The organism is Thalassospira sp. TSL5-1, assembly GCF_001907695.1.
GTDB lineage: Bacteria > Pseudomonadota > Alphaproteobacteria > Rhodospirillales > Thalassospiraceae > Thalassospira.
In genome coordinates this window covers 701,949-723,437 of record NZ_KV880637.1, presented here as the reverse complement: position 1 = coordinate 723,437, position 21,489 = coordinate 701,949, and the positions used below count along the sequence as shown (strand labels likewise).

Annotated in this window: 28 protein-coding genes; 5 read left to right on the top strand and 23 right to left on the bottom strand. The window is 57.1% G+C overall.

Going from position 1 to position 21,489, the window contains the following annotated elements; translation table 11 throughout:
* The first annotated feature begins 41 nt into the window (after positions 1-41).
* Positions 42-275, top strand: a complete 234-nt coding sequence (locus LF95_RS03360; RefSeq protein ID WP_073953682.1) for a DUF1413 domain-containing protein — start codon at positions 42-44, stop codon at positions 273-275.
* A gap of 20 nt (positions 276-295) precedes the next feature.
* On the opposite strand, the gene LF95_RS03355 is transcribed toward LF95_RS03360, so the two are convergent.
* Complete coding sequence (locus LF95_RS03355) at positions 296-646, bottom strand: DUF952 domain-containing protein (RefSeq protein WP_073953681.1); 351 nt, start codon at positions 644-646, stop codon at positions 296-298.
* 245 nt (positions 647-891) lie between these two features.
* Here LF95_RS03355 and LF95_RS03350 point away from each other — a divergent pair, with 245 nt between their 5' ends.
* Positions 892-1,224, top strand: a complete 333-nt coding sequence (locus LF95_RS03350; protein ID WP_073953680.1) for a hypothetical protein — start codon at positions 892-894, stop codon at positions 1,222-1,224.
* Positions 1,225-1,287: 63 nt separating this feature from the next.
* Here the strand turns inward: LF95_RS03350 and LF95_RS03345 are convergent, their stop codons facing one another.
* The 3 genes from LF95_RS03345 to LF95_RS03335 all read right to left on the bottom strand — a co-directional run bounded on the left by LF95_RS03345 (position 1,288) and on the right by LF95_RS03335 (position 2,842).
* Positions 1,288-1,659 carry a helix-turn-helix domain-containing protein gene (locus LF95_RS03345; protein ID WP_073953679.1) on the bottom strand — a complete coding sequence of 124 codons (372 nt, stop codon included), beginning with the start codon at positions 1,657-1,659 and terminating at the stop codon, positions 1,288-1,290.
* A gap of 28 nt (positions 1,660-1,687) precedes the next feature.
* Positions 1,688-1,990, bottom strand: coding sequence for a type II toxin-antitoxin system HigB family toxin (locus LF95_RS03340; protein WP_073953678.1), 303 nt, complete (start codon positions 1,988-1,990; stop codon positions 1,688-1,690).
* A gap of 153 nt (positions 1,991-2,143) precedes the next feature.
* Positions 2,144-2,842, bottom strand: a complete 699-nt coding sequence (locus tag LF95_RS03335; protein WP_073953677.1) for a glutathione S-transferase family protein — start codon at positions 2,840-2,842, stop codon at positions 2,144-2,146.
* 180 nt (positions 2,843-3,022) lie between these two features.
* Here LF95_RS03335 and LF95_RS03330 point away from each other — a divergent pair, with 180 nt between their 5' ends.
* Positions 3,023-3,724 (top strand): glutathione binding-like protein, encoded by a 702-nt coding sequence (locus tag LF95_RS03330; RefSeq protein ID WP_073953676.1) that lies wholly within the window; start codon positions 3,023-3,025, stop codon positions 3,722-3,724.
* A 62-nt stretch (positions 3,725-3,786) separates the two neighbouring features.
* On the opposite strand, the gene LF95_RS03325 is transcribed toward LF95_RS03330, so the two are convergent.
* The 14 genes from LF95_RS03325 to LF95_RS03265 all read right to left on the bottom strand — a co-directional run bounded on the left by LF95_RS03325 (position 3,787) and on the right by LF95_RS03265 (position 15,158).
* Positions 3,787-4,410: an exopolysaccharide biosynthesis protein gene (locus LF95_RS03325; protein ID WP_168173649.1), complete on the bottom strand. Its 624-nt coding sequence runs from the start codon at positions 4,408-4,410 to the stop codon at positions 3,787-3,789.
* Between the two features lie 95 nt (positions 4,411-4,505).
* Complete coding sequence (locus tag LF95_RS03320) at positions 4,506-4,997, bottom strand: 3TM-type holin (RefSeq protein ID WP_073953674.1); 492 nt, start codon at positions 4,995-4,997, stop codon at positions 4,506-4,508.
* A 78-nt stretch (positions 4,998-5,075) separates the two neighbouring features.
* A complete protein-coding gene (locus LF95_RS03315) occupies positions 5,076-5,537 on the bottom strand; it encodes a cell wall hydrolase (RefSeq protein ID WP_073953673.1) in 462 nt (153 codons plus the stop codon).
* 27 nt (positions 5,538-5,564) lie between these two features.
* Positions 5,565-5,858 (bottom strand): hypothetical protein, encoded by a 294-nt coding sequence (locus tag LF95_RS03310; protein ID WP_073954804.1) that lies wholly within the window; start codon positions 5,856-5,858, stop codon positions 5,565-5,567.
* 156 nt (positions 5,859-6,014) lie between these two features.
* A complete protein-coding gene (locus tag LF95_RS22900; RefSeq protein WP_168173648.1) occupies positions 6,015-6,182 on the bottom strand; it encodes a hypothetical protein in 168 nt (55 codons plus the stop codon).
* 144 nt (positions 6,183-6,326) lie between these two features.
* Entirely contained in the window at positions 6,327-7,814 is a 1,488-nt protein-coding gene (terL, locus tag LF95_RS03305) for a phage terminase large subunit (protein ID WP_073953672.1), read from the bottom strand.
* Positions 7,815-7,838: 24 nt separating this feature from the next.
* A complete protein-coding gene (locus LF95_RS03300; protein WP_073953671.1) occupies positions 7,839-8,246 on the bottom strand; it encodes a hypothetical protein in 408 nt (135 codons plus the stop codon).
* 12 nt (positions 8,247-8,258) lie between these two features.
* Positions 8,259-9,368, bottom strand: a complete 1,110-nt coding sequence (locus tag LF95_RS03295) for a phage head spike fiber domain-containing protein (RefSeq protein ID WP_073953670.1) — start codon at positions 9,366-9,368, stop codon at positions 8,259-8,261.
* 91 nt (positions 9,369-9,459) lie between these two features.
* Positions 9,460-10,911 carry a hypothetical protein gene (locus LF95_RS03290; protein WP_073953669.1) on the bottom strand — a complete coding sequence of 484 codons (1,452 nt, stop codon included), beginning with the start codon at positions 10,909-10,911 and terminating at the stop codon, positions 9,460-9,462.
* A 2-nt stretch (positions 10,912-10,913) separates the two neighbouring features.
* Positions 10,914-11,363, bottom strand: a complete 450-nt coding sequence (locus LF95_RS03285; RefSeq protein ID WP_073953668.1) for a hypothetical protein — start codon at positions 11,361-11,363, stop codon at positions 10,914-10,916.
* Entirely contained in the window at positions 11,363-13,267 is a 1,905-nt protein-coding gene (locus tag LF95_RS03280; RefSeq protein ID WP_073953667.1) for a phage tail protein, read from the bottom strand. The genes LF95_RS03285 and LF95_RS03280 overlap by 1 nt, the downstream gene beginning before the upstream one ends.
* Positions 13,267-13,848 carry a phage connector family protein gene (locus LF95_RS03275; protein ID WP_073953666.1) on the bottom strand — a complete coding sequence of 194 codons (582 nt, stop codon included), beginning with the start codon at positions 13,846-13,848 and terminating at the stop codon, positions 13,267-13,269. Before LF95_RS03275 ends, LF95_RS03280 begins: the two co-directional genes overlap by 1 nt.
* A gap of 91 nt (positions 13,849-13,939) precedes the next feature.
* Complete coding sequence (locus tag LF95_RS03270) at positions 13,940-14,215, bottom strand: hypothetical protein (RefSeq protein WP_073953665.1); 276 nt, start codon at positions 14,213-14,215, stop codon at positions 13,940-13,942.
* A 127-nt stretch (positions 14,216-14,342) separates the two neighbouring features.
* Entirely contained in the window at positions 14,343-15,158 is an 816-nt protein-coding gene (locus LF95_RS03265) for a phage capsid protein (protein ID WP_073953664.1), read from the bottom strand.
* Positions 15,159-15,374: 216 nt separating this feature from the next.
* Between LF95_RS03265 and LF95_RS03260 the strand changes: the two genes are divergently transcribed.
* Positions 15,375-16,136 carry a hypothetical protein gene (locus LF95_RS03260; protein WP_073953663.1) on the top strand — a complete coding sequence of 254 codons (762 nt, stop codon included), beginning with the start codon at positions 15,375-15,377 and terminating at the stop codon, positions 16,134-16,136.
* 124 nt (positions 16,137-16,260) lie between these two features.
* Here the strand turns inward: LF95_RS03260 and LF95_RS03255 are convergent, their stop codons facing one another.
* The 5 genes from LF95_RS03255 to LF95_RS03235 form a co-directional block, all read right to left on the bottom strand.
* A complete protein-coding gene (locus LF95_RS03255) occupies positions 16,261-16,995 on the bottom strand; it encodes a capsid assembly protein (RefSeq protein ID WP_073953662.1) in 735 nt (244 codons plus the stop codon).
* 43 nt (positions 16,996-17,038) lie between these two features.
* A complete protein-coding gene (locus tag LF95_RS03250) occupies positions 17,039-17,458 on the bottom strand; it encodes a Bbp19 family protein (protein WP_073953661.1) in 420 nt (139 codons plus the stop codon).
* Between the two features lie 27 nt (positions 17,459-17,485).
* Positions 17,486-19,162, bottom strand: coding sequence for a portal protein (locus LF95_RS03245; protein ID WP_073953660.1), 1,677 nt, complete (start codon positions 19,160-19,162; stop codon positions 17,486-17,488).
* A gap of 175 nt (positions 19,163-19,337) precedes the next feature.
* Positions 19,338-19,955, bottom strand: coding sequence for a hypothetical protein (locus LF95_RS03240; protein ID WP_143181924.1), 618 nt, complete (start codon positions 19,953-19,955; stop codon positions 19,338-19,340).
* On the bottom strand, positions 19,943-20,395 hold the full coding sequence (locus tag LF95_RS03235; RefSeq protein WP_073953658.1) for a hypothetical protein: 453 nt from the start codon (positions 20,393-20,395) through the stop codon (positions 19,943-19,945). Before LF95_RS03235 ends, LF95_RS03240 begins: the two co-directional genes overlap by 13 nt.
* Positions 20,396-20,818: 423 nt before the next feature.
* On the opposite strand from LF95_RS03235, the gene LF95_RS03230 reads away from it, so the two are divergent.
* Positions 20,819-21,439, top strand: a complete 621-nt coding sequence (locus LF95_RS03230) for a S24 family peptidase (RefSeq protein WP_073953657.1) — start codon at positions 20,819-20,821, stop codon at positions 21,437-21,439.
* Positions 21,440-21,489: the final 50 nt, after the last annotated feature.

Here is a 21,489-nt window from a genome sequence, read left to right as displayed (position 1 = left end):
TAGTTTCAGGTTGTCTGCCCTAAAACGCACAGGAGCCTGTCATGACGGAAGACGACATTCGCCGCCTGCGCCAAAACATCGCCCGTCACCCGGCACAGACATTTCATTTCCCTGAAATTTACGGCAACGGGTGGGATGACCTGTATATCGGCGACAAGGTTAAACTGGGGCATCAGTTTCTCGATGCCGTCAGGGCCGGAAAATTCCCCGGTGTGGCCGATACCGGCACCAAAAAAGACGGTGGCCGGGTCTATCAAAAAACCGACAGCCTATGAAAGGCAGGGTCATACCCCGCCTAACCAACGTCATCTGGCAAAATATGAACGCCATCCTGATCCAGGCGCACATCATCGACACGAAACACGTCCTGAACTTTCAGCGTGGCATATAAATGCGGAAACAGGGTGCCGCCCCGTGCCGGTTCCCATTTGATATGCGCTTCCAGCGGGGCCACAGGCACATGCAACAATTTCAAATGATCGCGCCCGGCATAATGCAGCGCCAGTGTTGCCGCCAGTGTCTCTCGGGTGGAAAAATGGATAAAGCCATCCGCAATATCATGCGGCGCCCCTTTATACTCGCCAAGCGCAACGGCTTTCGCCCATTCGTCGCTGCCAAGTACACGGTAAATGATTTGATCGTTCATGGCTGCACATTAGGGCAACTGCAACATCCGGGCAATGAAATCTCATATCAAAACCCGTTTTCACAATATTTTCATGCTGCCATAACATCTGCACAAAAAGATATTCTAAATATTCCAACTTACAAATAGTGACAAAAAGCAAAGGCAATTTGCCACCTGATAGTTGGTATTAAAATGAACAAACGTTACGCCCGTATTTTTTCTTTATCCTGCTGACTATTTTTCTCGGGACATTTGCCACCCAATTGTCTCCCGCCCTGCGTCAGGACTTTTTCCAGGGCAGCATCTGGGAAAACGGTTATGCCGTAATCACCAACTTCTTAATTGTGTTGGCGGTTTTTGATTATGCGTTTGATAAACACATTCTGCCCCGGCTTGTCGTCATTCTCATCATGTTGAATACCGCCATATCCGTGACGGTGGGCGTCTCGTCTGAACTCTATGAAAACTGGGACCTTACGACCCAAAACGAAGTTCTCGCCATACTCGTTCTGACGGTTGTTATTTATGGTTCGATTTTAAGGATCATGTATCGCCTCATTCAGGAACGGGGAAACAACAAATCTCCTCTCCCATAAACCCAACCGGAAAACGAAAATCAAACGAACCGGGGTGCAAGGGCGAAACAGCCCCATGAACCATCACCCTGTCTGCTCAACCGGCTGAATTAAAATATCCGCCGGAATATTCCAGTTTGCATGCAAAATACGGATTTGCCTCAGCGAGAGCCCGGCCTTGCGATTGATAAATTCCGATGCCCGCGACCGACTGCCCAAAACCCGGCCCAGTTCCGCCCTCTCAATGCCGTTCTGTTCCATATAAAACAGCACGGCTTCAACCGGGTCGGGTGCGGCTATCGGGAAACGCTGCTCTTCGTATTTATCAACAAGAATCCCCAGCAATTCAAGTTGATCGTGAGCTTCCGTCCCTTCCTGGGCGTCCCACAGCTCGCCCATCAATTCCAGGGCGTTCTCATAATCAGCGTCGGTATGGATCGGCTTGATATTTGGCATCTGTTGCTCCTGCAACCATGTACCCAATCTAAAACTGGTCAATCGAGGTGGCGTCAATCTTGTCATATTCAGCATGCGTGCCAATAAATTTTATCCAGGCAATTCCCGCACTAAACTTGAAACTGACAATCAGTCGATAATCATTACCGTGAATTTTAAACCGGACCCGCTCGCCATTAAGAACCTTCGCGGTTGAAAAATCATTCAGCACATCTTGCGTTGTCTTCCAGTCCGCCTTTCTTGCCCGGTCAAACCATGCTCGAAGCGGTTGTTCCGTTTCAGGATGCTTCTCCCAAAAGCCAATCAGACTGCTTCGCTTGATAATACGCAATAAGTGTCTCCGGCAAAGGACAGACAGAATGGAAACAAACGCCTGTCACATATTGTCAATAGCATGGCTGAACACAAACAGCAAGGGAATGTTCCAAAAAATGGAACATTCCCTTGTCAGATCATAAATAGATTTGACTATTTCACTACGCGATTAGCTTGCGAAGTTCGACGGAAACAGCGCCCGTTTGGCAGCCTCATCCATTTCGGTTTTGAAATTGTGTGAAGCCATCAAATTGCGAACACGTTCCACCGCCTGGCGCGAATTGATGAAATCAAACCAGCGTGCCAGATGCGGGAAACTTTCAAGCGGGATGCTTTCGCCCTTCATGATATAGGGCGCACGGTCCACCCAGCCCCACAGCGACATGTCGGCAATGGTGTAATCATTGCCCACCAGATGATCCCGCCCGGCAAGATGCGTATTTAGCACACCATAATGCCGTTCAATCTCGCGGCGGTAGCGGTTGATGGCATAGTCATTGGGTTGCGGGGCGGCGTGTTGAAAATGCACCGCCTGGCCGGAAAACGGCCCAACACCACTGGCAATGAAAAACAGCCAGGACAGCAATTCGCCCCGGTCTTCATCTTTACCCAGGAATTTGCCGGTTTTTTCCGCCAGATACAGCAATATCGCCGAACTGTCGAACACGCGCACCTCCGTGCCGCCCGGCCCATCCGTATCCACAATGGCGGGAACCTTGCCATTGGGATTGATCTTTAAAAAGGCCTCGCTGTGCTGCTCCCCCTTCTTGGTGTCAACCGGCACAGCCTCATATTCAAGGCCTGCTTCTTCAAGGAAAAGCGCGACTTTGGCCGGGTTTGGTGTGGGGTGGAAATAGAAACGGATCATTGAAAATGTCTCCTTTTGCCAACAAAGGGCTGGCGAATGACTTGATTTTTAAAACGATCATTCCATAATGACATCATACAGAGTCAAACGCAAGCCTTGCCGATAAATCAGAAATCTGTCAGGGAAATGACAGTGCCTGTTTCATGCAGGCGTCGGCGTGGCAATTCACAAGGATGTCCGATGATTGAACTTTATTACTGGCCCACACCCAACGGCCACAAGATCACGATGTTTCTCGAAGAGGCAGGACTGGATTATGAAATTCACCCGGTGAATATCAGTGCCGGAGACCAGTTCAAGCCCGAATTCCTCGCCTTTTCGCCCAATAACCGCATGCCCGCGATTATCGACCGTGTCCCGGCCGATGGCGGTGATCCGATTTCGGTTTTTGAATCCGGTGCAATTTTGCAATATCTGGCCGAAAAAACCGGCAAATTCCTGCCAACCGATGTGCGTGGCCGCAAAACCGTGATGGAATGGCTGTTTTGGCAGATGGGCGGCCTTGGGCCGATGCTGGGCCAAAACCACCATTTTGGCACCTATGCGCCGGAAAAAATCCCTTATGCCATCAATCGTTATGTCAATGAAACCAACCGCCTTTACGGGGTGCTCAACAAGCGCCTTGAAGGCCGCGATTTCATTGCCGATACCGGCTATTCCATTGCCGATATGGCCTGCTACCCCTGGATCGTACCCCATGAACGCCAGCAGCAGAACCTGGATGATTTTCCCAACCTGAAACGCTGGTTTAATGCCATTGGCGAACGCAAAGGCACGATTGATGCCTATGCCAAAGGCAAGGCGGACCATTTCACGCCGACAGTGACCGAAGAAAGCAAAAAAATCCTGTTTGGCCAGAATTCCAAAACCGGCCAAAACTGATTTGCCCAAACGCAAAAAAGACCCGCCCTGCCAAAAACGGCAGGGCGGGTTTTACTTCTTGCTCAACCAACAACAAACAGGCTGGCAATCAGGCCGACAATCACCAGAATACCCGAGGCAATCATCACTGCCCCGTCACGCAAAATCATTGCCAGGCCAAAGCCTGTCACAACAAGCATCGGCAGGGCGGCGGCAAATGGGAAAACTTCCAGTAACGGTGTGGGCAACACCAATAACAAACAAATCCCGGCGGCAATGCGCACCGTGCGCTGCGTAAACAGCATTTGCAAACGTTCGTGAAAATGGCGATCCAGCCAGTGGGCAACCGGATCCATTTTTTTCATCGCCCGTTCCAGCCGGTCGCCCTCCACTTTTTGCCGTTCCAATATATCAGGCAGCCAGATATGCCGACGCCCCAGCACAATTTGCCCGGCAAACAGGGCAACAATAATGGCCAACACCGTCGGCATTCCGGGGAACGCACCCAGGGGCGACATACCAACCAAACCCGGTATCAGAAAAAACGGCCCATAACTGCGATAGTTCAGCGCATGGGTCATTTCACCGACCGATACCTTTCCCCGGCTCCGGCCAATATCAATCAGCCGATCAATAATACCGGTGACGGGATTACGATTTTTGCCGGTGTCTTTTGGGCGCGAATTCTCATTTCCGCGATCAGACATGGAATAATTCATAATCTGCCAACGTCAAACAGGCGTGCGGGTTCCAAAATATGGTTTTGCAACCCGACCTTCCCTGTCGGCTCTCACAATCCGAACTAACTCTCCATCCGCTTGTCGCTACTGCGTTTGACCACCGAAATGCCCAGCACGGCCAGCGCCACACCCCAGATCGGGCTGGTATTAACCAGGGCGGCAATAATCGCCGGGGCCTCGGTTGGCGTCAGCACGATGGCCGCCGCAATGGCCCCCATCATCAAAATCCAGGTCAGGGCCACGGCATAGCCAAAACTGGGCCGCCAGCGCCGCACATAGGCATCGGCAGAGGATATTTCCGCCTGAATGGTCTTGTTCACCGCCTTGATCACCGCGCTATCGTGCTTTAATTCAGCGCGCATCAGGGCTTCGGCATGGCGGTTGGCTTCCGCAATTTGGGCAGCCTTCACATCCCCCTGCCCGACCAGATCCTGCATATCCCGCAGGCCCTTGGCAGTACTTTTGGCAACCGGATTGTCAATCGCCTCCAGCCCCGCCCCCACCGCCTTAATCAACAAGGGCAAACCAATTTGTGCCAGAATTGCCGGTATCATCACGTCCTCCTTACACATAAAAACAGCGGCATCACCAAACCGATACCGCCTGCATCTTTGCCAATATCCCGGCGTCGCCTAACCAATCCCCGCATAAAAAACATGATTGCCAATGTCACAAAGCGGCACATGCCCGCGCGCCCACCATGGGTCAGATTGCGCAGTGTGATAGTGGGTTGCACCTTGCACCAGGTCGGGCAAACGGCCCTCTAACGCCCGCCGCGCCACCCGGCGACACAGGCGAAAGGCCGGGTCGCGGTCATTGACCCGCAGCAACTTTTCCCGGTTCGGGTCGCCCGCGTTCCAGCAGGAAAATTGCCCCTTTTTCAAACACACACTGACAATATCGTTACCCCACCAATACCCCCCGCGTGCCTTGGCAAAGGCCACCCGGTTCACAATCACCGCCGCCACTGCCTCGATCCCGGCCAGTTCCTCGCCACGGGCTTCGCCATAAAGGGTACGGGCTAAAATATCGACCGGCTGTAAATCGGCCAGCGCGGCAACCGTCTCGTCTTTCTGCTTCACATAAGGGCTCATCGCAATTTCCTGTTTTCCAAACAATATTCAGCCCGGGTCCCGGCTTTCCAGCTTGGCTTCAATGCGCAGCAAATGCGCGGTCAGTCGCCGTTCCACATCCTTCAAATAAGGGATTGAAACATAGTTCCGTGCCACATCCAGCTTAAACCCCGCCAATGCCTCCCGGGTGTCCTGAATGTCGCGCTGTCCCCTGGCCGACAAACGATCCAGATCGCGTTGAAATTCGGCCCGGCTGCGCCAAATCAGCCAAAACAGCCCCGCCAGCACCGGCAGTTCCACCATCGTCAGCCACCAGCCCAGATCCACCGGTTCCGTGATCATGATTTTCCCCATAAAAAAGACCCGCCGGAAAACCCCGGCGGGCCAGTTCAGGAGTTTCTCACCATTAAGAAACGTCCCCCTATTCGTAAGCTCGCGTCATCGCTACACGGATCGCATCAATTTTTCTGCGCCACACCGCGCGCTCATCCGTGCTGCTCAGGCCTCGGGCCCCAGCACGGCAAAGGAAATTTCCTGCCATGCGACACCCATCGCAACCGGCAGGTCTGAATATTTATTGCTCAGGCTTTTTTGCACCGCGCTGCGATCATCGCAGAACGGCGGGGCGGCATCGCGGCATATTCCATCCCGAACACCATGTCGCAAAAAACAACCCTTTAGGATAGCAACTCTCTCAAAACCTATTCTTTAATATAGATTAGAATGGCGTTAAGCGAAAACAATAGCCGACGCAACTTTTAGGCGATATTTTTCGCCATATTCTTACAACGCTTTGATTCACCATTCATTTTACGGCGAAAATTCCTGTTCGACACAAATGACATCGCCCGCCGGTCGCCAATCCCGGCCAAAAGCCGCACGGGTCACCCGCGGCAGACGCACCGGTTCAGCCAAAATACATCCCGCCACCGCATCCAGCCCATCGTCGCGGTTGCCGCCGCCCGGTCGCCATTCGCGCATTTCCCGAATAAAAGGCCCGTGCCAGATGGCGCGATACCCATGCAACAGCCCGGCAGCCAGCACCGCGCCAAAAGCATCGCCAATCCGGGCTTCCTTGTTGCGCGTTTCATGAAATTCCACCACCGATGCCACGCAGCCCCCCTGTTTCAGGCAACGGCGCAAAATATTGGGCAAAAACCGGCCAATGCCGTTGGTTTCCACTCGTACCACCGGCAAATGATGCCGTTTCACAAATGCCGCCACCTGCCTGCATAACTGGCTGGCTTCATCTTCCTGGTCCAAAAGGGCGGGGCTGGTTTTAAGATAGGCCACATCATGCAGCCAGTATTCCCCCTGATCGCAGATATAAACCGCCGCAATTACCGCGCCATCCTGCCCCTTGCCACCAAAAGACGGATCAAAATGGCAGCTTGCCGCCACCATGCGCCGCGCCCCAATGCGCAAGCGAAATTCGCCATTGGCACTTTCAAATTCGGCATCCTCGTCATAAGGGTGCAAACGTGCCGGGTCCAACGCACCCTGGTCAGGCGGCACCATTTCCAGCATCATCTGGCTGGCAAATTTGCCCGCCGCCGTCCGGGCGCGAATTTGCGCAATTTTTGCCAGCGAAAACCGTTCCGGCCACGCCGATTGCCCGCTGGCATCGATAATCGGCAGACAAAACCGCGCAAACCCCGCCAAAAATGGCGCATCCTCGCCGGTTTCCGGCCGGGTTTCATCGGCATAGATCGAATAATAACTATGCGGCGTGCCAATAAAAACCTGCATCCCACCGGGGCTAAGGACATAGGAAATCTCGCCCAGTTTTTCGCGCAGTTCGGCCCGTTTATGCGCGGTGTCACAGGTCTTGGGCACCTCCACATCATCACAAATCACCACATCGGCGCGCGACCCGGTAATATTGCCGCCAATGCCCGCCGCCTGCATTGACGGGTCGCGCAATTCACCGGGCCGGTTAATGGTAAAACGTTCCGCCCCCCAGTCACTCAACCGCGCCGGAATGGCGGGTTTTAGCAGCGGATGGCGCTCCACAATGCGTTTCACATTGCGCACCATCTTTTTTGCCAAATCCAAATCCGCCGCCAGCACCAAAATGCGCAAATCCGGGTTGCCATAAAGCAGCCAGGCGCAAAACAGCCCCACCATTGTCGATTTGCCACTATTGCGAAATGCCATCAGCAACAGGTCTTTGGGGCCATGATCATGATGGTGCTGCAACCATTGCGCCATTTTCTGATGATGGGCAGGTGTTTCCAGGCCCAGCGCCCGGTTCCATATCCAGACAAATTCGGCAAGGCTGGCCCGCTCAACACTCACGCTTTTGCCCCCTTGTCTTTGCCTTTAACCTTCTGCTTCCCGTTGCAGTGCCTTGCGGGCATCCGCAATCAGGCAGGAAATGTCATCGCTGTTATCATCGTTCTGTTTTTGCCCGCTCCCTATGCCGGTTGCACCATTTGGCGCGGTCCCGGCCAGGTCCCCGTCGCGCACCCCGCGCAACAGCTTGATCAGGCTTTCCAAATGGGCCAGGGCGGCCTTGCACGCAGCCTGATAATTGACAAACCCCTTGGCATCCATCACCCCGGCGGCTTCGTCGGCCACCCGGTGATACGCCTTGCGCGCCCGGCGAATGTCGGTTGGCAGGCTGCGCAACAATTCATCGCGCAACCGCGCCAGCCGGAAATCATGCACATTGTTGCGTTCGTCCAGGTCCTGCCCCGCGCCATTCCCCGCCCCTTCCGTTTTGATCATACCCAGCCCCCCTTACGCCGCACCACCCGCACATAAATCCAGCAGCCGCGCATCATTCAACCGCCCCGGCCAATAGGACAGCCCGCGCACATAACCGTTTAAAAACCCGGACGCCCCGCCATAGGACCCAATGCGCAAATGGCGAAAATTGCGCGGCAGGGCAAAGCCGCCCGGCGATGTCAACACGCCATTGATGGTGGCAACGGCAATTTCATCATCCTCAAAGGCAATGGCCAACCTGTTGCCGGTACCGGGATTCAGCGCCCCATACAGCGATTGCGTCACGATCTGCTGCCCGCCCTTGCGCAGGCTGATGCGCAACTGATTGGCCGCACTGTCATATCCCAAATCAAGATGATCATCATTCAGGCTGGCGGAATAAAGCTGCATCACCCGCCAAATCCCCTGCCAGGCGGCAGGCAGGGACACATCAAAAAACAGGGTTCCACCGCCGGGCTTAAACCAGCCGGTTGTTAAATCCAGCATCACATCATCGCCATTGCGCGCGGCCGGGATACCATTGCTGATCATGTCGCTGCTGGCAACAGGGGCGGCCTCCAGTTGCGCATTCCACACCAAAACCGATGCGCCTGCCCCGCTTAACGCCGTGCTGATTTTCGGGTAACGACTGCTGGCCGATGCAGCCTCGGCAAAGCCCACCCGCTGCCATTTCTCGCCCAGCGTTACCGCATGTTGCGATGGTCCATTCACCCCGCCCAGCGTCATATCCGCCGTGCCCGAAACCGCCCGCATCCAGATGGCAAAGGCATGAACCGTGCCGACGGCAAGGTTATCGACCCGCTGATAAAGGTTGGCCGTACCATCGGCAAAATCAATTTGCGTGGCAGTGTTGCTGCCGTCCGGCGCTGTGCCCGCATTTGGCTGCACCGTCACACCGCTGCTTTTTTCCCACATCGCGTTGGTAAAATCGGTGGAATGGCGCAGCAAATTGGCCGATGCCCCCTCAATCCGCAGGCCAAGGGCCCGGCCTTCGCCATCAAATTCAAAAACCGGCTGGTGGGCCGCAACACTTGCAATCACGCCATTTTCGTTGCGTGCCATAGTGTCGCTGGCGCGTGTCACCTGCAAATAATCCGTTAACGGCAAAAACCGCATCGCCATATCACTGGTCCCGTTTTCAAATGGGCTGCAAACAAAAACCCCGCCTGCACGAAAATAGACGGGGCCGATTTGACAAAATCATCACGTATCGCTAGGCACTAAGCCGCACCGCATGAAACCAGCTTGCCAGGCTGGTTGCCACAATATGGCGGGTATCACTCGCCCCATGTGCCACCCGCACCCGAAAGGCATTATCCGTGCCTATTCCGGCGCGTGCGATGCCGCTACAGCGCAAAATCTTGCGGCCATCGGCACCGTTGGGCAGGGTATCCACCCCTTGCAGGTGCATGTTCCAGCCGCCCGCCCCCAACCGTTCGACAAACACCATGCCCTGCACGGACTGATCCGCCAGCTCCATGCAAATGCCGATGTCAAAATGGTAAAATCCCGGCGGCACATCATGGATGCCATCGGTTCCCGCATCATAAAGCCCGTGGCTGTCTTCAATGATGCTGTCCCATTCCACCACAAATTCGCCACCCGCCGGGATCGCCTGTTTTTGGGTGCGCAGCATTTTCACCAATGGCCCGCCACTGCGAATGGTCTGCACCTGCCAGCGTGTGCCGTCACAAAAAACATCCACCGCATCACCGCGCAGTGGCAGGGCAAAAATACCCGTATCAACACCGCCATCCACCGGATGCAACACATCCCCCGCCGCAGCCGCAATATCGGTTGCCGTGCCATCACCATTGAAAATGCGAAACGTCACCCCATTTCGCGGCGGTGCACAGGCCGGCAGGGTAATCCGCCCGCCATTGGAAACCCGCACCACCGCCCCGCTTTGCCCCACATCCAGCACCCGGTTGCCCGGTGCATCAATCATGGGGCTGCGCCTTTCATCCTGATAGGCCAGCGCCTGCCGTCCCCGGCAATCCAGCTGCAACAACGCCGTTGCGCTCTGGCTGACAAACCCGGCAAGGGACTGACGCGCCAGTTCTGCCGCGCTATCGGCCTGGTTCGCCGCGCGCAATGCCGTTTCACCGGCCTTTGCCGCTTCAATAATGGCGGCACTATCAGGTCCATTCACCAGTTGCCGGGCAGTTGCATCCCACATAATCGCCCGGTTGGCCTGGGGTGGGGGCAATTGCGCGGCCACCGGAGCCCCCGCCCCGTTTAACCCGCCTTCGGGCAGGCGCAATGTACTGGCAAAACCGGCTTCAACATCGCCCAACGCGGCCAGCACATAATCAAAATCGGCATTTAACACATCGGCCCGCAGGCTGCTGCCGCTGTCATAATGGCTTAGCCGCCGCAGGCCCAAACGGCGCGCAATCACAATATCCGCCCCGTCATCGGGGGCTATGGCAAATGTCACCCGCCCGCCCGTGGCCGCCTGGGTTGCCTGGCCGCCATCTCCGCTGCTGTGTCCCGGGGCCTTATGTAAAGTAATGTCAATATTTTCGGCTATCATCCGGCCATTAACCGTAACCGTCACATCGCCCGGTGCAAAAACGCCAAATTCAAACGGAAATTCGCGGGTTTCACCATCCCCGGCAAAGCGCACGCTGGCAACGGCGCCATCTGCAAAAATCGCCCCCATTCCTAGCTCCCCCAATTATCACGCCGTGCAAACCACGATGAAATTTGCGACAGCGTATTATAGCGCGACGTATCAAGCAGGCTTTGCCGCCGATAGTGCGCGTTCCGGTCAATCACACTGCGTTGCCTTGCATAGGCACCATTGGCCGCATCCTGCACATCGAGCAAACTGCGCGCCGCCCCGCTTAACACCGCCTCGGCAGACCCGGTAGCCCCGGCAGCAATCCCCGAGGCCCCCTGCCGCGCCCTGAGACTGGCCTGCCGGGCGCGCAATTGGCGGGCGCGTTTGGCATCATCTGCCGCCTTTTCCGCCGTTAATGCCTGTTGCTGGCTTTCCCGCTCGGCATTAATCCGCTTTTCTGCTTTGCGGCTTTGATCCCGGCTGTTGGCAATTTCGGCCCCACTTTGCACGGCCCCGGCAATCACCGGGGCCCAGTTTGAAAATCCGCCCATCAGTCATTCACCCCCACTTCACTGCTGACCCCCAGCAACACAAACGGCCCCGGCACATCCCCTTCTATGCGCCAAAGGCCGTTCTGCCCGCCGCGTTTCCACCCCATTGCGCGCACCGTAATATCGCCGCGAAACAATCCCGCTGCCTGATCCAGCACCCGCCCCGCTGCCGGTTTGTGCAGGGGAATGGCGCGCATTCCGCGCCCCACATCCACCGCCAGCCCTGCACTGTCATGCAACCGAAAGGTGGCACTAACCAGCCGCAAACACGCCCCGCCATAGGGGCGCGATCCATCCCCGCCCACCGGCGGCAAGGCAGCAATTTCATGGCGAAAGGGCAGCCCGGCAACAATCGTGCGCGCCGGGCTGGCAAGGCCGATATTCCCGCCCTCCACCATCACATCCCGGTAAAGCTGCCCATCGGCCCACACCGCCACCTTCATGCCATCCAGCAGCCCAAACTGGCCCCAGCGTTCCTGTGACACAGCCGCACTCCCGGCAATTGCCAGGTCAAAGCCCAGCCCATCATCAAACCGGCCCAGAAAAAACCGCCCGTCGCGTTCAATCGCCAGGTAAACGTCACTGCCACTCACCGCGACATTGCGAAAATATCCGTCGGTTTCCTGCCTGCTCCAGGCCGTTACCCCCTCGCTACGATAAAGTGTCAGGGTGGCAAGGCTGCCATCGCCCATCACCACATGCAAAAGCCGCCGGTTGGCATCATAGGCCTGATCAACAGGTGAATGGATCAAATGGCCCGACAGCAACGCCAAATCTGCCGACCCATAGGCCTGCTCCAGATCGGTAAATAAAAACTCCCGCATTTCGCCGCCATTGCGTGCGGCAAAGACCGTTGCCCCGTCAATATTAACCGGCGGCACATTGCGATCTGGCGCACTGCCAATGCGCGTTTGCCGTGTGACCTGAATATTTTGCGGGGTAAGCGGTGTTCCGCTCACCATCCATTCCGCCCCACTGGTAAAAACCTGCAAATCACGGCCCGAAAACACCGCCGAAATCGCACTGACCTGATCGGCCAACAGGGCAAATTCAATCGCCTCGTCATCCAGCCCTTCGCCCAGTTCAAAATTGAACAAATCCCCCGAATGCGACAGCCACAACCGGTTGGGCAAATCGCGCGATCCGCCAATCACCATCCGGTCCTGATGAAATGTCACACTGCGCGGCCAGCCCCGCACCGCCGAAAAGGCCGGTTCGGCAAAATCCTGTGTTTCCCCGGCGTCGGGCAGGTTGGCACGCAAGGTCATTTTGGCGTGTTTGCCATCACTCACACTATCAATTTTGCCTTCCACCCCGCGAATGCGCCATTGCAGGCCGACATGGCCCGCCACAAACACATCCTCGCTTGCCACCAGCGATATGGTCCCGCCGGTGCCCGATGGTTTTATCGACACATAGGGTTCGGCAAACTTATAATAGGGTTGCTGGCGGCTAACGTTCGTTTCCCCCCATACCCAGCTTGTCACCAGCCAGTCCGCATCCGCCTTTGGCACAATGCGGATCGGCATCACATCAGGGTGCACCACCAGCAATGTATCCGCACTTTGCGTCCAGCTTATTTGCGGCAAATGTTTGGCCTCAAACGGTGTAGTCAATTCCTGCACCACCACATCACCGGCATAAACCGTGGCCCGCAAATGCCAGAACACCAGCAAAAACGGCTGATCAACATTATATTCAAACGGCACCAGCCGCACGGGCCCCGAAACCTCGTCAATCAGGCGCACGCCGGGCCGTCGGCACACCCCGCCCGATGGCTGCACAAACACATTGCGCAGCTTTGCCGCGCCGTTGCGATAGGCGGCAATATCGCCGCGCCCCCACAATTCCGGTGCCAGTTCCCCGGCACTGAAGGTCGTTTTTTCCAAAATGCTGCGTGCCATTACCCCCGCGCCTCCAACAGGGGAAAGTCCTCTATCCGGCGCGGTGTTGATTGCTGGGCATCGGCCAGGCGTGCCTGATGAAACAAATCATCCGCCCGCTTGTGCAAATATTCCGCCCGACTTGTACTTTCGGTTAAGGGCAGGCAAAATTCCGCCGCCAGCCGGGAAATCAGGGCCATGTCAAACCAAACCGGAAACGATGCCTCCGCCATCCGGCCGACATAGCGCAAATAGGCACGCCTGCTGGCACAGGCGACAACGCCCTTGCGCAGTTCAAATTCCGGCAATGCGCCCCCTTCTGTTTCCAGCGCCAGCAACCTGATAAAATCACCGGGCAGGGCAAATTCTGCCAATCCGTCAGGCGGGTTATCCTCCGCCCCATCCTGCCCCGCCCGGCGCGACAGCCATGTGCCACGCGCGGCAAACCGCCAAGGATAAGCCGCCAGCATCCCGTCACGCAGGGCGGGGTACAGCATGCCCGCCACCTCCGCCTCCACCGTTTCTTCGGCAAAGGAGGCAATCGGGTTCACACCAATCATCACCAGTGCCCGTGCACACAATGCCACATCGCTCAGCGCCATTTTTCCCTTCCTTCACCCACGAAAAAAGCCCGGCTCACTATTGAACCGGGCGATATTCCCGTTGACCTGCGCATCATCAGGCCAACTTCAATCAATCGGTATTGGTCGTGCCAATCGCCGTCATGTCGCGCACATCAACCCCGTTGGCATCGGCCTGCACCACCAGAAACATCCCGCCCGAAACACCACCATCACGGTTGGTATTGGCAAACATGATGTCGCCGGGGCGTAGCATGTCACGTGCCCCGGCAAAATAATTGGCCGTGTCCACATCCGTTGCCACATCCGGGGTAATGTAATGCCACAGGGTAAAACCATTGGCATATGCCAGAACACTCAGGTTCCGGGCCTTAAAACCTTCCGCCATCTTTACTGCTCCTGAATTTTGCCAAAATCATCATCCCGGCCACCCGCCGGGGACATGGCAGGCACAAAAAAGGCCGCAACATTCCGTCGCGACCTTCCCCTGCCTGCCGTAAATCTGCGTACCGCTACTATTCCTTTGCCAGCAGGCACACCACCCCGGCCCCGTCAATCAGGGTGGCGCCCTGGCTCATGGAATTGCTGATAAAATGCGCCGCCCGGTCGCCATGCCAGGTAATGTCGGTCTGCACATCCGCCCCCACGCCATGACCAATCGCCGTGCGGTGATACCAGAAACAGGCCCGTCCCCCGTCCACCTCCGGCAGGCCCGAATGCGGCATCCAAAGGGTGCCCAGCCAGCGTTTGGCCTGTGTGCCCTTCCAGGGCAAATCCTCATTGCCCACATAATCCGACGAGGCAAATTCCCTTATCGTCAAAAGCTCCGACCATTGTTTCCAGCCAACAATGGCATAACGCTGGCCGTCATCAGGTACATCATCTGTCCCCAACTGCTCAAACGCCCGTAAAATCTTTTCCAAAACCAGTCCCCTGTCGTCATGGCTGATTTTGGTTGCTGCGGTTTCCATTGCTTTGATGATCAGCTCGTCGGTCTTGCGGCCCAGCGCATAGGCCCCGGCATTGGCCAGCACCATTTTTTCATCATGGTTGATCTTAAGCTCGTCTAGCGCATCCACCCAGTCGCCAGCGTAATAATCCTGCAAATCACAGCGCACCGGGTCATGGTTCACATTCATCACCGGCACATAACCATGCCGGGCCTTGGTGGTGGCAACCCCTTTGCCCACCCTTTGAAACGTGGTTGTCGCCCCTTTCACCCCATTTTTCACCCGCACCGTATTGCGCAGTTTCGATCCCATGCGCTGATAGGCCTGGTGCACATCGGCCTGAAAATGCTCGATGAAGCTTTTATCAATCGAAATACTCATCTCATCCCCTTTTTGCTAAAAACGCCCAAACGCCAGCCCGCGCCGGAAACAAGGCAACAACCGCCTTAATTCCTGCGTTAAGTGTCATTTTCTGGTCATGCTTTGATGCTTGATTTCAAATTCCGGATTCTGGCAAGCAGGCCAGAAAAATCGGCTGTTTCATGGTCGCCGGACGACCCCGATTTATAACAACGTCAACCCGTCGGAGCCTTCCAGGTGCGCGCACGTACTTACGCAATTTTCACTGTTGTCGCTTTGGGCGCGGCAGGCTATTTCGCCCTGCCCTACACCCCTATTCCCGGTTATGTCTCGGCCTTTACGGCGCGTGTTTCCGCCTTAACCGGCTTTGGCGCCGACCGCATCCGCAGCCGCGTTCTGCCCGATATGGAAAAACGCCTGAAGGATGCCAACATTGCCGTTGGCGCCCCGGTTTATCTGCGCGCCTTCACCGCCGATCATGAAATCGAAGTCTGGTTACGCGGTGATCATCGCTACAGCGAAATCCAGGATGCCACCTTCTGCCAGGATGCCGAAACCGGCAATGCCACCTTCCAGACACCGCCACCGGGCGTTTACACCATCTCGCGCGATAATCTGGCCCCCAACAGCCCGAAAAATGTCGAACTGTCCCTTACCCCGCTGCCCGATGAGGATGCCCCCTCGCCTACCAGGGCAACCATCACCTACAGCCTGCATGGCAATTGCGCCGACGGCCCCGGTATTGCCCTTAAAAACGAGGACATCGAACAGATCTATCTTCTCGTCGATGCGGCCTTACGCGCCGGTCAGCAATCGGTTCCGGTGCATATTTTTGAAAAACCGGCCGCAATGGATGACAGCCAGACCCTGACCGAAGATGCCACCGGCAATACCCCCGCCCCGGGCCTGTATGATGCTTATGCCGCCTTTGAACGCACCCGCATCCCGCCCGAAGTGCACAAATCCGACGGGCGCTATCAGGTTGACCCGGCAAATTAAGACCTTTGCCTTTAACCCCGTCGTAACCCCTGTTTTTTAAACAGGGGGCTTAAACAGGGCGTGCCAACAACTGGTTTTCAGGCCGTCTCCATCACGGCCGGGCCTGCATCTGACCCATGCAGGCTCACTCATTGCGGTGCAGGCGGTCAAAGGCTGCCTGCACCTGCGCCACAATCACCGGGTTCCTGTCCCGCCAGTAACGCGGGTCATTCATCAGGCGGTCTATTTCCACCTGTGGCGTTTCGCGGGCATTCCCGCTTCCCGTCGCTGCCAGCCCCGGTTCGCCGGCCTCGTGCATTAACTTATACAGGGCGCGCACCCCGTCGGGGCTTTGCGCCATCGCCTCATAGGCATCGGGCAAATTCTTTTGCCCCCAGCTTGCCAGGCGCGGCGCCAATTGCGCCCATTGGGCCTCGCCGCCAAATTCGGCGGCAAGTTTAGCCTGCATCAGGGCCGCTTTCGCCCCGCTTTCCAGCTCCGCTGCCATCGGCGTTAAAATTTCCCCGGCCAAATCATAAACCAGTTGTGCCTGCTGGGGCGTAAAGCCCGCCTCATGCAGGCGGGCATTGACCTGCGCGTTAACACCCCCCAACGCATCCGCCCCCTCAATCACATACTCTTCCGCACTTTCCGGCACCCCCAGCGCGCGGTAAAAGGCCTGCCAGTCTTCCGCACTGCCATCCTCCCCCGGCACGACCCATGTCGGCGGGCGATCGGTCATTTCGGCGTCCTGCCCCGCCGTTACCCGCACATCCGGGCTCACGCCACCGGGCATATCAACCGGCCCTGCGTCTCCTTCGGCAGGCAGGCCATCTGCTGCATCCGTTATCTGTGGCCCGGTATCGCCTGTTTTTGTCATCAACACACTCCCTCTCACGCGCCCTGTCACACCCTGCACGTCTTTATCGGCCCGGCACGGCTACACCCGCCCGGCGCAATATCTGCAACACCAGGGCTCGCTGCCCCTCCAGCATCCAAATCGCCTGCATCCCGGCATTCGGTCCCAGGGCCCGTTCCAGCGTCATGGCACGCAATTGCGCACAAATCTCCGCCCCGTCCGCACCACCTGCCACGCCCAGCACCCGCTGCCACACCACATCGCAGCACACCTTGCCTTCCGCCGGTGTTACAATCCCCGAATGCGACAAATCCGGCGCGTCATCCACTTCCGTTTCCACATCAAATTCAGCCCCGACAGTCCCCAATCCCGGAAACGACACGCCCTCAAACCAGGCCCATCCCGCCCCATTGTACATCCGGCTGTCATCTTGGGGATTGACATCTTTCTTACGGCCTTCCAGGCCGGTTTCATTGCTGTTCACCCCAAATCCCCCACTCTTTTCATTCCTTTAACCAAGACCCACCTGCCTTTCAGACGACAGGGCCATTGGCTCCGGCCCTCCTGCGCCTTTTCCAGTTGCGTCCTGCCCGGCACCAGCCTCGGCCAAATCCGCCACCATACCGGCCAGTTCCAGTGGCCCCAATCGCGGTTGCAACAAATCAGGCGGCACGCCAAACCGGTCCGCCAGCCAGCGCACCGTGCGATCAATATCAACGCTATGGGTCGCCTCCGGCCCCAGTTTGGTTAGCCGTTCCAGCCAGTCCAGCACCTGCCCCGCCTCGGCCTTTTGGCCAATCCGCGCCATGGGGGCGCTGTGGTGCAAACACACCTCATTGCCATCCAGGGCAATATCGGGAAGCTCCCCACTGCGCGCCAGCACATGCAGGGCGCGCCGCATCAGGGGAAAAATCAGCTCCGCCTGCAACCGGCTATAAGTCGCCGCCAGCAGGCGCGCATTTTCCGATGCGCGTTCCAAAACCTCGGTTGCGGTCATGCGCGGGGCATCGACCTGGCCCAAACGGTCGGTTAGCAAACAGCGGCGAATACGTTCGCGCAAATCAGCCAGCACCACGTCGGACACATCAAACCTTCCGGGCGCATCCAACGGCGTTAACCCCGCCGACCCCACCGCCTTGGGAATAATGCTACCCGGTACCAGCCGCACGGTGGCCGGGTTTAAAATGCCATCATCATCGGCCTGCCAAATGCCCGTCACCGCGATCGAGGCATTTTTCAACACCAGTTCCACCACCTTGTTGGCGGTTTTAATATCGGGCAGGGCCTTCATCACCGGGGACCGGCCATAAATTTCGCCTGGTGCCTTTAACCAGCGAAACGCAATATAGGGCGATACCGCAAAGCGCCCACTGGCAATCACTTCGTCAGCCGTGCCGCCACCCCCCATGCCTGCCGGGTCACTGGCAAAAAACACCACGTAATCATAACCACCCTGCCCGTTTCGGCCCGGCAACACCGCCTCGATCACCGCATATTTTTCCAAAACCTTTTGGTCATGCTCGCGCAGCCGGGCCGGAATTTTGGCGTCGGGCCATTTTTCCAAAATGTCATCAATCCCCAGCCAAAGCTGGCGGAACACGGCATCCAGCCGGCCATCCACCCGTTCTTCAAAGGCCAGTTCACGCACCGGCACAGCAGCAAAGCGAAACCTCGACGGCGCATCATGTCCCGCTTCCTCCAGGCGCAAACAGGCCGTGCCGACTGTCACGAGGTCCAGGTAAGCCTGATGAATTTCCACCGCAAAGTTGGACCGTTCAAAATGCCCCTGCACAATGCGCACAACCCGCGAAAGTTTCTCGGCCAAATCCGCATGTGCTGTATCTGCCACCGCATCACCCGGCACCATTTCAAACCATCCGCCCGATGGCGGCGTTACCTCGCCTAACAAACTGGCCGCCAGTTGCTCAACCGCATCGGGCGCGGTGGCATCAAACACCCGGTCAAACTGCTTCTTGCCAATATGGGCCGTGCCGCCCTGCCCGCCAGCACCGCCATTGCCCCCACTCCCCCCACCTGTCCCGGTGCCGTTATCCTGGCGCTGGGGCAGGGCAAATTCATAACATTCCTGCCAGTGGCGCTGCCAATGTGCACGCCGTTGCATGGCGGCCCGAAACCGCTTGCGCAATGTCGCAGGCTCTATTTCATCCTGTCCCGCCCGTTCGGCCATCACAACCCTCCCCTTTTCCCCGTTTGCCGTTCACCCAGAGCCAGAGCCAAGGACCGACCCTGAACCCAAGCCCAAGCCCAAACCCAAGCCCATAACAAAAAACCCGCCGCCGTTTCCGGCAGCGGGCGCATTTCTGGTGTTGATTTAGGTTTGATAACCCAGAAAAAAGAACAAATCAAGAACTTTTTTGATAAATTTTTGATCTGCTCATAAGATAACGATGAAGCCCGCGCGGTGTTACCACCCACCAGGCCGAAATACCCAGCAGATGTTTCATCACCCCCACACAGCTTGCCAGCCCCAGCCGAAGGCGCGGCAGATTGTCTGACGGCACGGTCACCCACAGGCACTTATGCCCGCGCGCCCGATAATGCGCCGCCGGGTCAAACAGCGATGAAAACCGCCATAACGTGCACTCCAGTCGATGACTGGCCGGGTTCAGGTAAATCCAGCATCCGGCCTCGCTCGTTTCCAGCACGGCAAAACAATGGCGAAACGCCTTTGGCAACCATCGCAACAGCCATTTTTCCGGCGCATCGGCAAACACAATCAGCACCCGCCGCCCGCATTTGTCTACCGCCTGCAACTCCGTCGCCGCCACCTTGTCCGCCACGACGGCCGCCGTGGCATAATCGTCATTTTCCGGCATTATCCAGTCCTGGCCCAGCTCATCTTGGTGCCCGCCATCTTGCTGCCTGTTGCGGGCCAACTGCCAGGCTTTCCATCGCTCCGCCACATCCCTGTCCTGCCCGGATTGAACGCCCCAAAGCGCGTGATTCCCTACAAATCGCATGGCGACACATCCCCCTGCATCTCGTAATTCCACTCTCCCGACTCATCAAATTCCGGGTCATCATCCGCCCCCTCCGGGTCCACAATGCCGCGCTTGACCAGCACATCACGCAAGGCCTGCATCGCCTCTTGCCATAAATCGGCTTTGTGGCTTTCGGCTACCACCCGGCGGTCCGGCAATCTTTCCACCAGTCCGTAATATTCCAGCACCTGCAAATGCGCCTGACCAATCACACCGCCGCGCCACAGACGCATCACCGCATTATAAACATCATCCGGGTCACAGGGCCGCGTCACCTCGCCGGCATCGGCCACAACCCGCGCCCCTTCTATCCGTGCTGCCTGGCAGCGCACAAACCAGAACCACGCCTGCGCCGCGCTGGCAAACAGGGTCACTTCCCCGCAGCCCAACGGTTTGGGGAAAAGTCTTTGCTGTGTCATTTCGCCCTCCTGATCACATTTTTACCGCTTCAGGCAGGACCGACCCTGGCCGATCCCTGCCAACCCCTTGCCCCTTTGCCGCCACTGTCCTGCCGCCAAGTTCCCGCACCCTTAAGCACATTGACCGAAACTAGGGATTTACCCTGCAAACGCCCTTTAAATGCACCAGGGCCATCACCGCACCACAGGTGCCGCGTCTTGGTAAACTCGGGCATGAACATTGATGAAAAAGGAGCCACACATCACGGGCCGTCATCTTACACCGCCGGGCACTTACCCCCGGATGCAAATCTCCCGCTGACACTCAGCTTTTAATCCCTTTTTGTTCTCATTGTAAAGGACTATTTTCCTATTTTGTTCTCATTGCCGGGAAAGGAATAAATTCCCTGTCCTGCGCCTTCTCAACCCTGTTAAACTGAAACTATGATCAAACATGACCTCATCTGGGCCGCCCTCGACAAAATTGCCGAGGAAAAGGGCCTCTCGCCCTCCGGCCTGGCCCGGCTGGCCCAGCTTGACCCGACCACATTCAACCGCTCCAAACGCAACACCGTTGCGGGCAAACCGCGCTGGCCCTCGACTGAAAGCATCGCCAAGGTGCTCTCGGCGGCAAATGTCACCTTCCGGGAATTTTCCGAATTAATGGATGGCAATGCCGCCGGGCGCGTGCCGGTCATCGGCTTTGCCCAGGCGGGCAATCGCGGCTTTTTTGACGATGCAGGTTATCCCGTGGGCGGCGCCTGGGAAGACATCACCTTCCCCGCCCTGCACGACCCCACCGCCTATGGGCTGCGCATTTCCGGGGACTCGATGTCGCCCGTCTTTCGCGATGGTGATCTGATCATCGTCTCCCCGGCATCGAACATCCGCCCGCGCGACCGCGTCGTGGTCAAAACCCGCGAAGGCGAAGTGATGGCCAAGGAACTGGTCCGGCGCGGCGCTATGGGGATCGAGCTTAAATCCCTCAACCCGGATTACGAAGACCGCTATATCGAAGCCCAAAATCTCGACTGGATCGCCCGGATTTTATGGTGCAGCCAGTAAAACCCTGCCCCTCTAAAATCGAACCTGCTACAATTGCACTGCGCAAATTC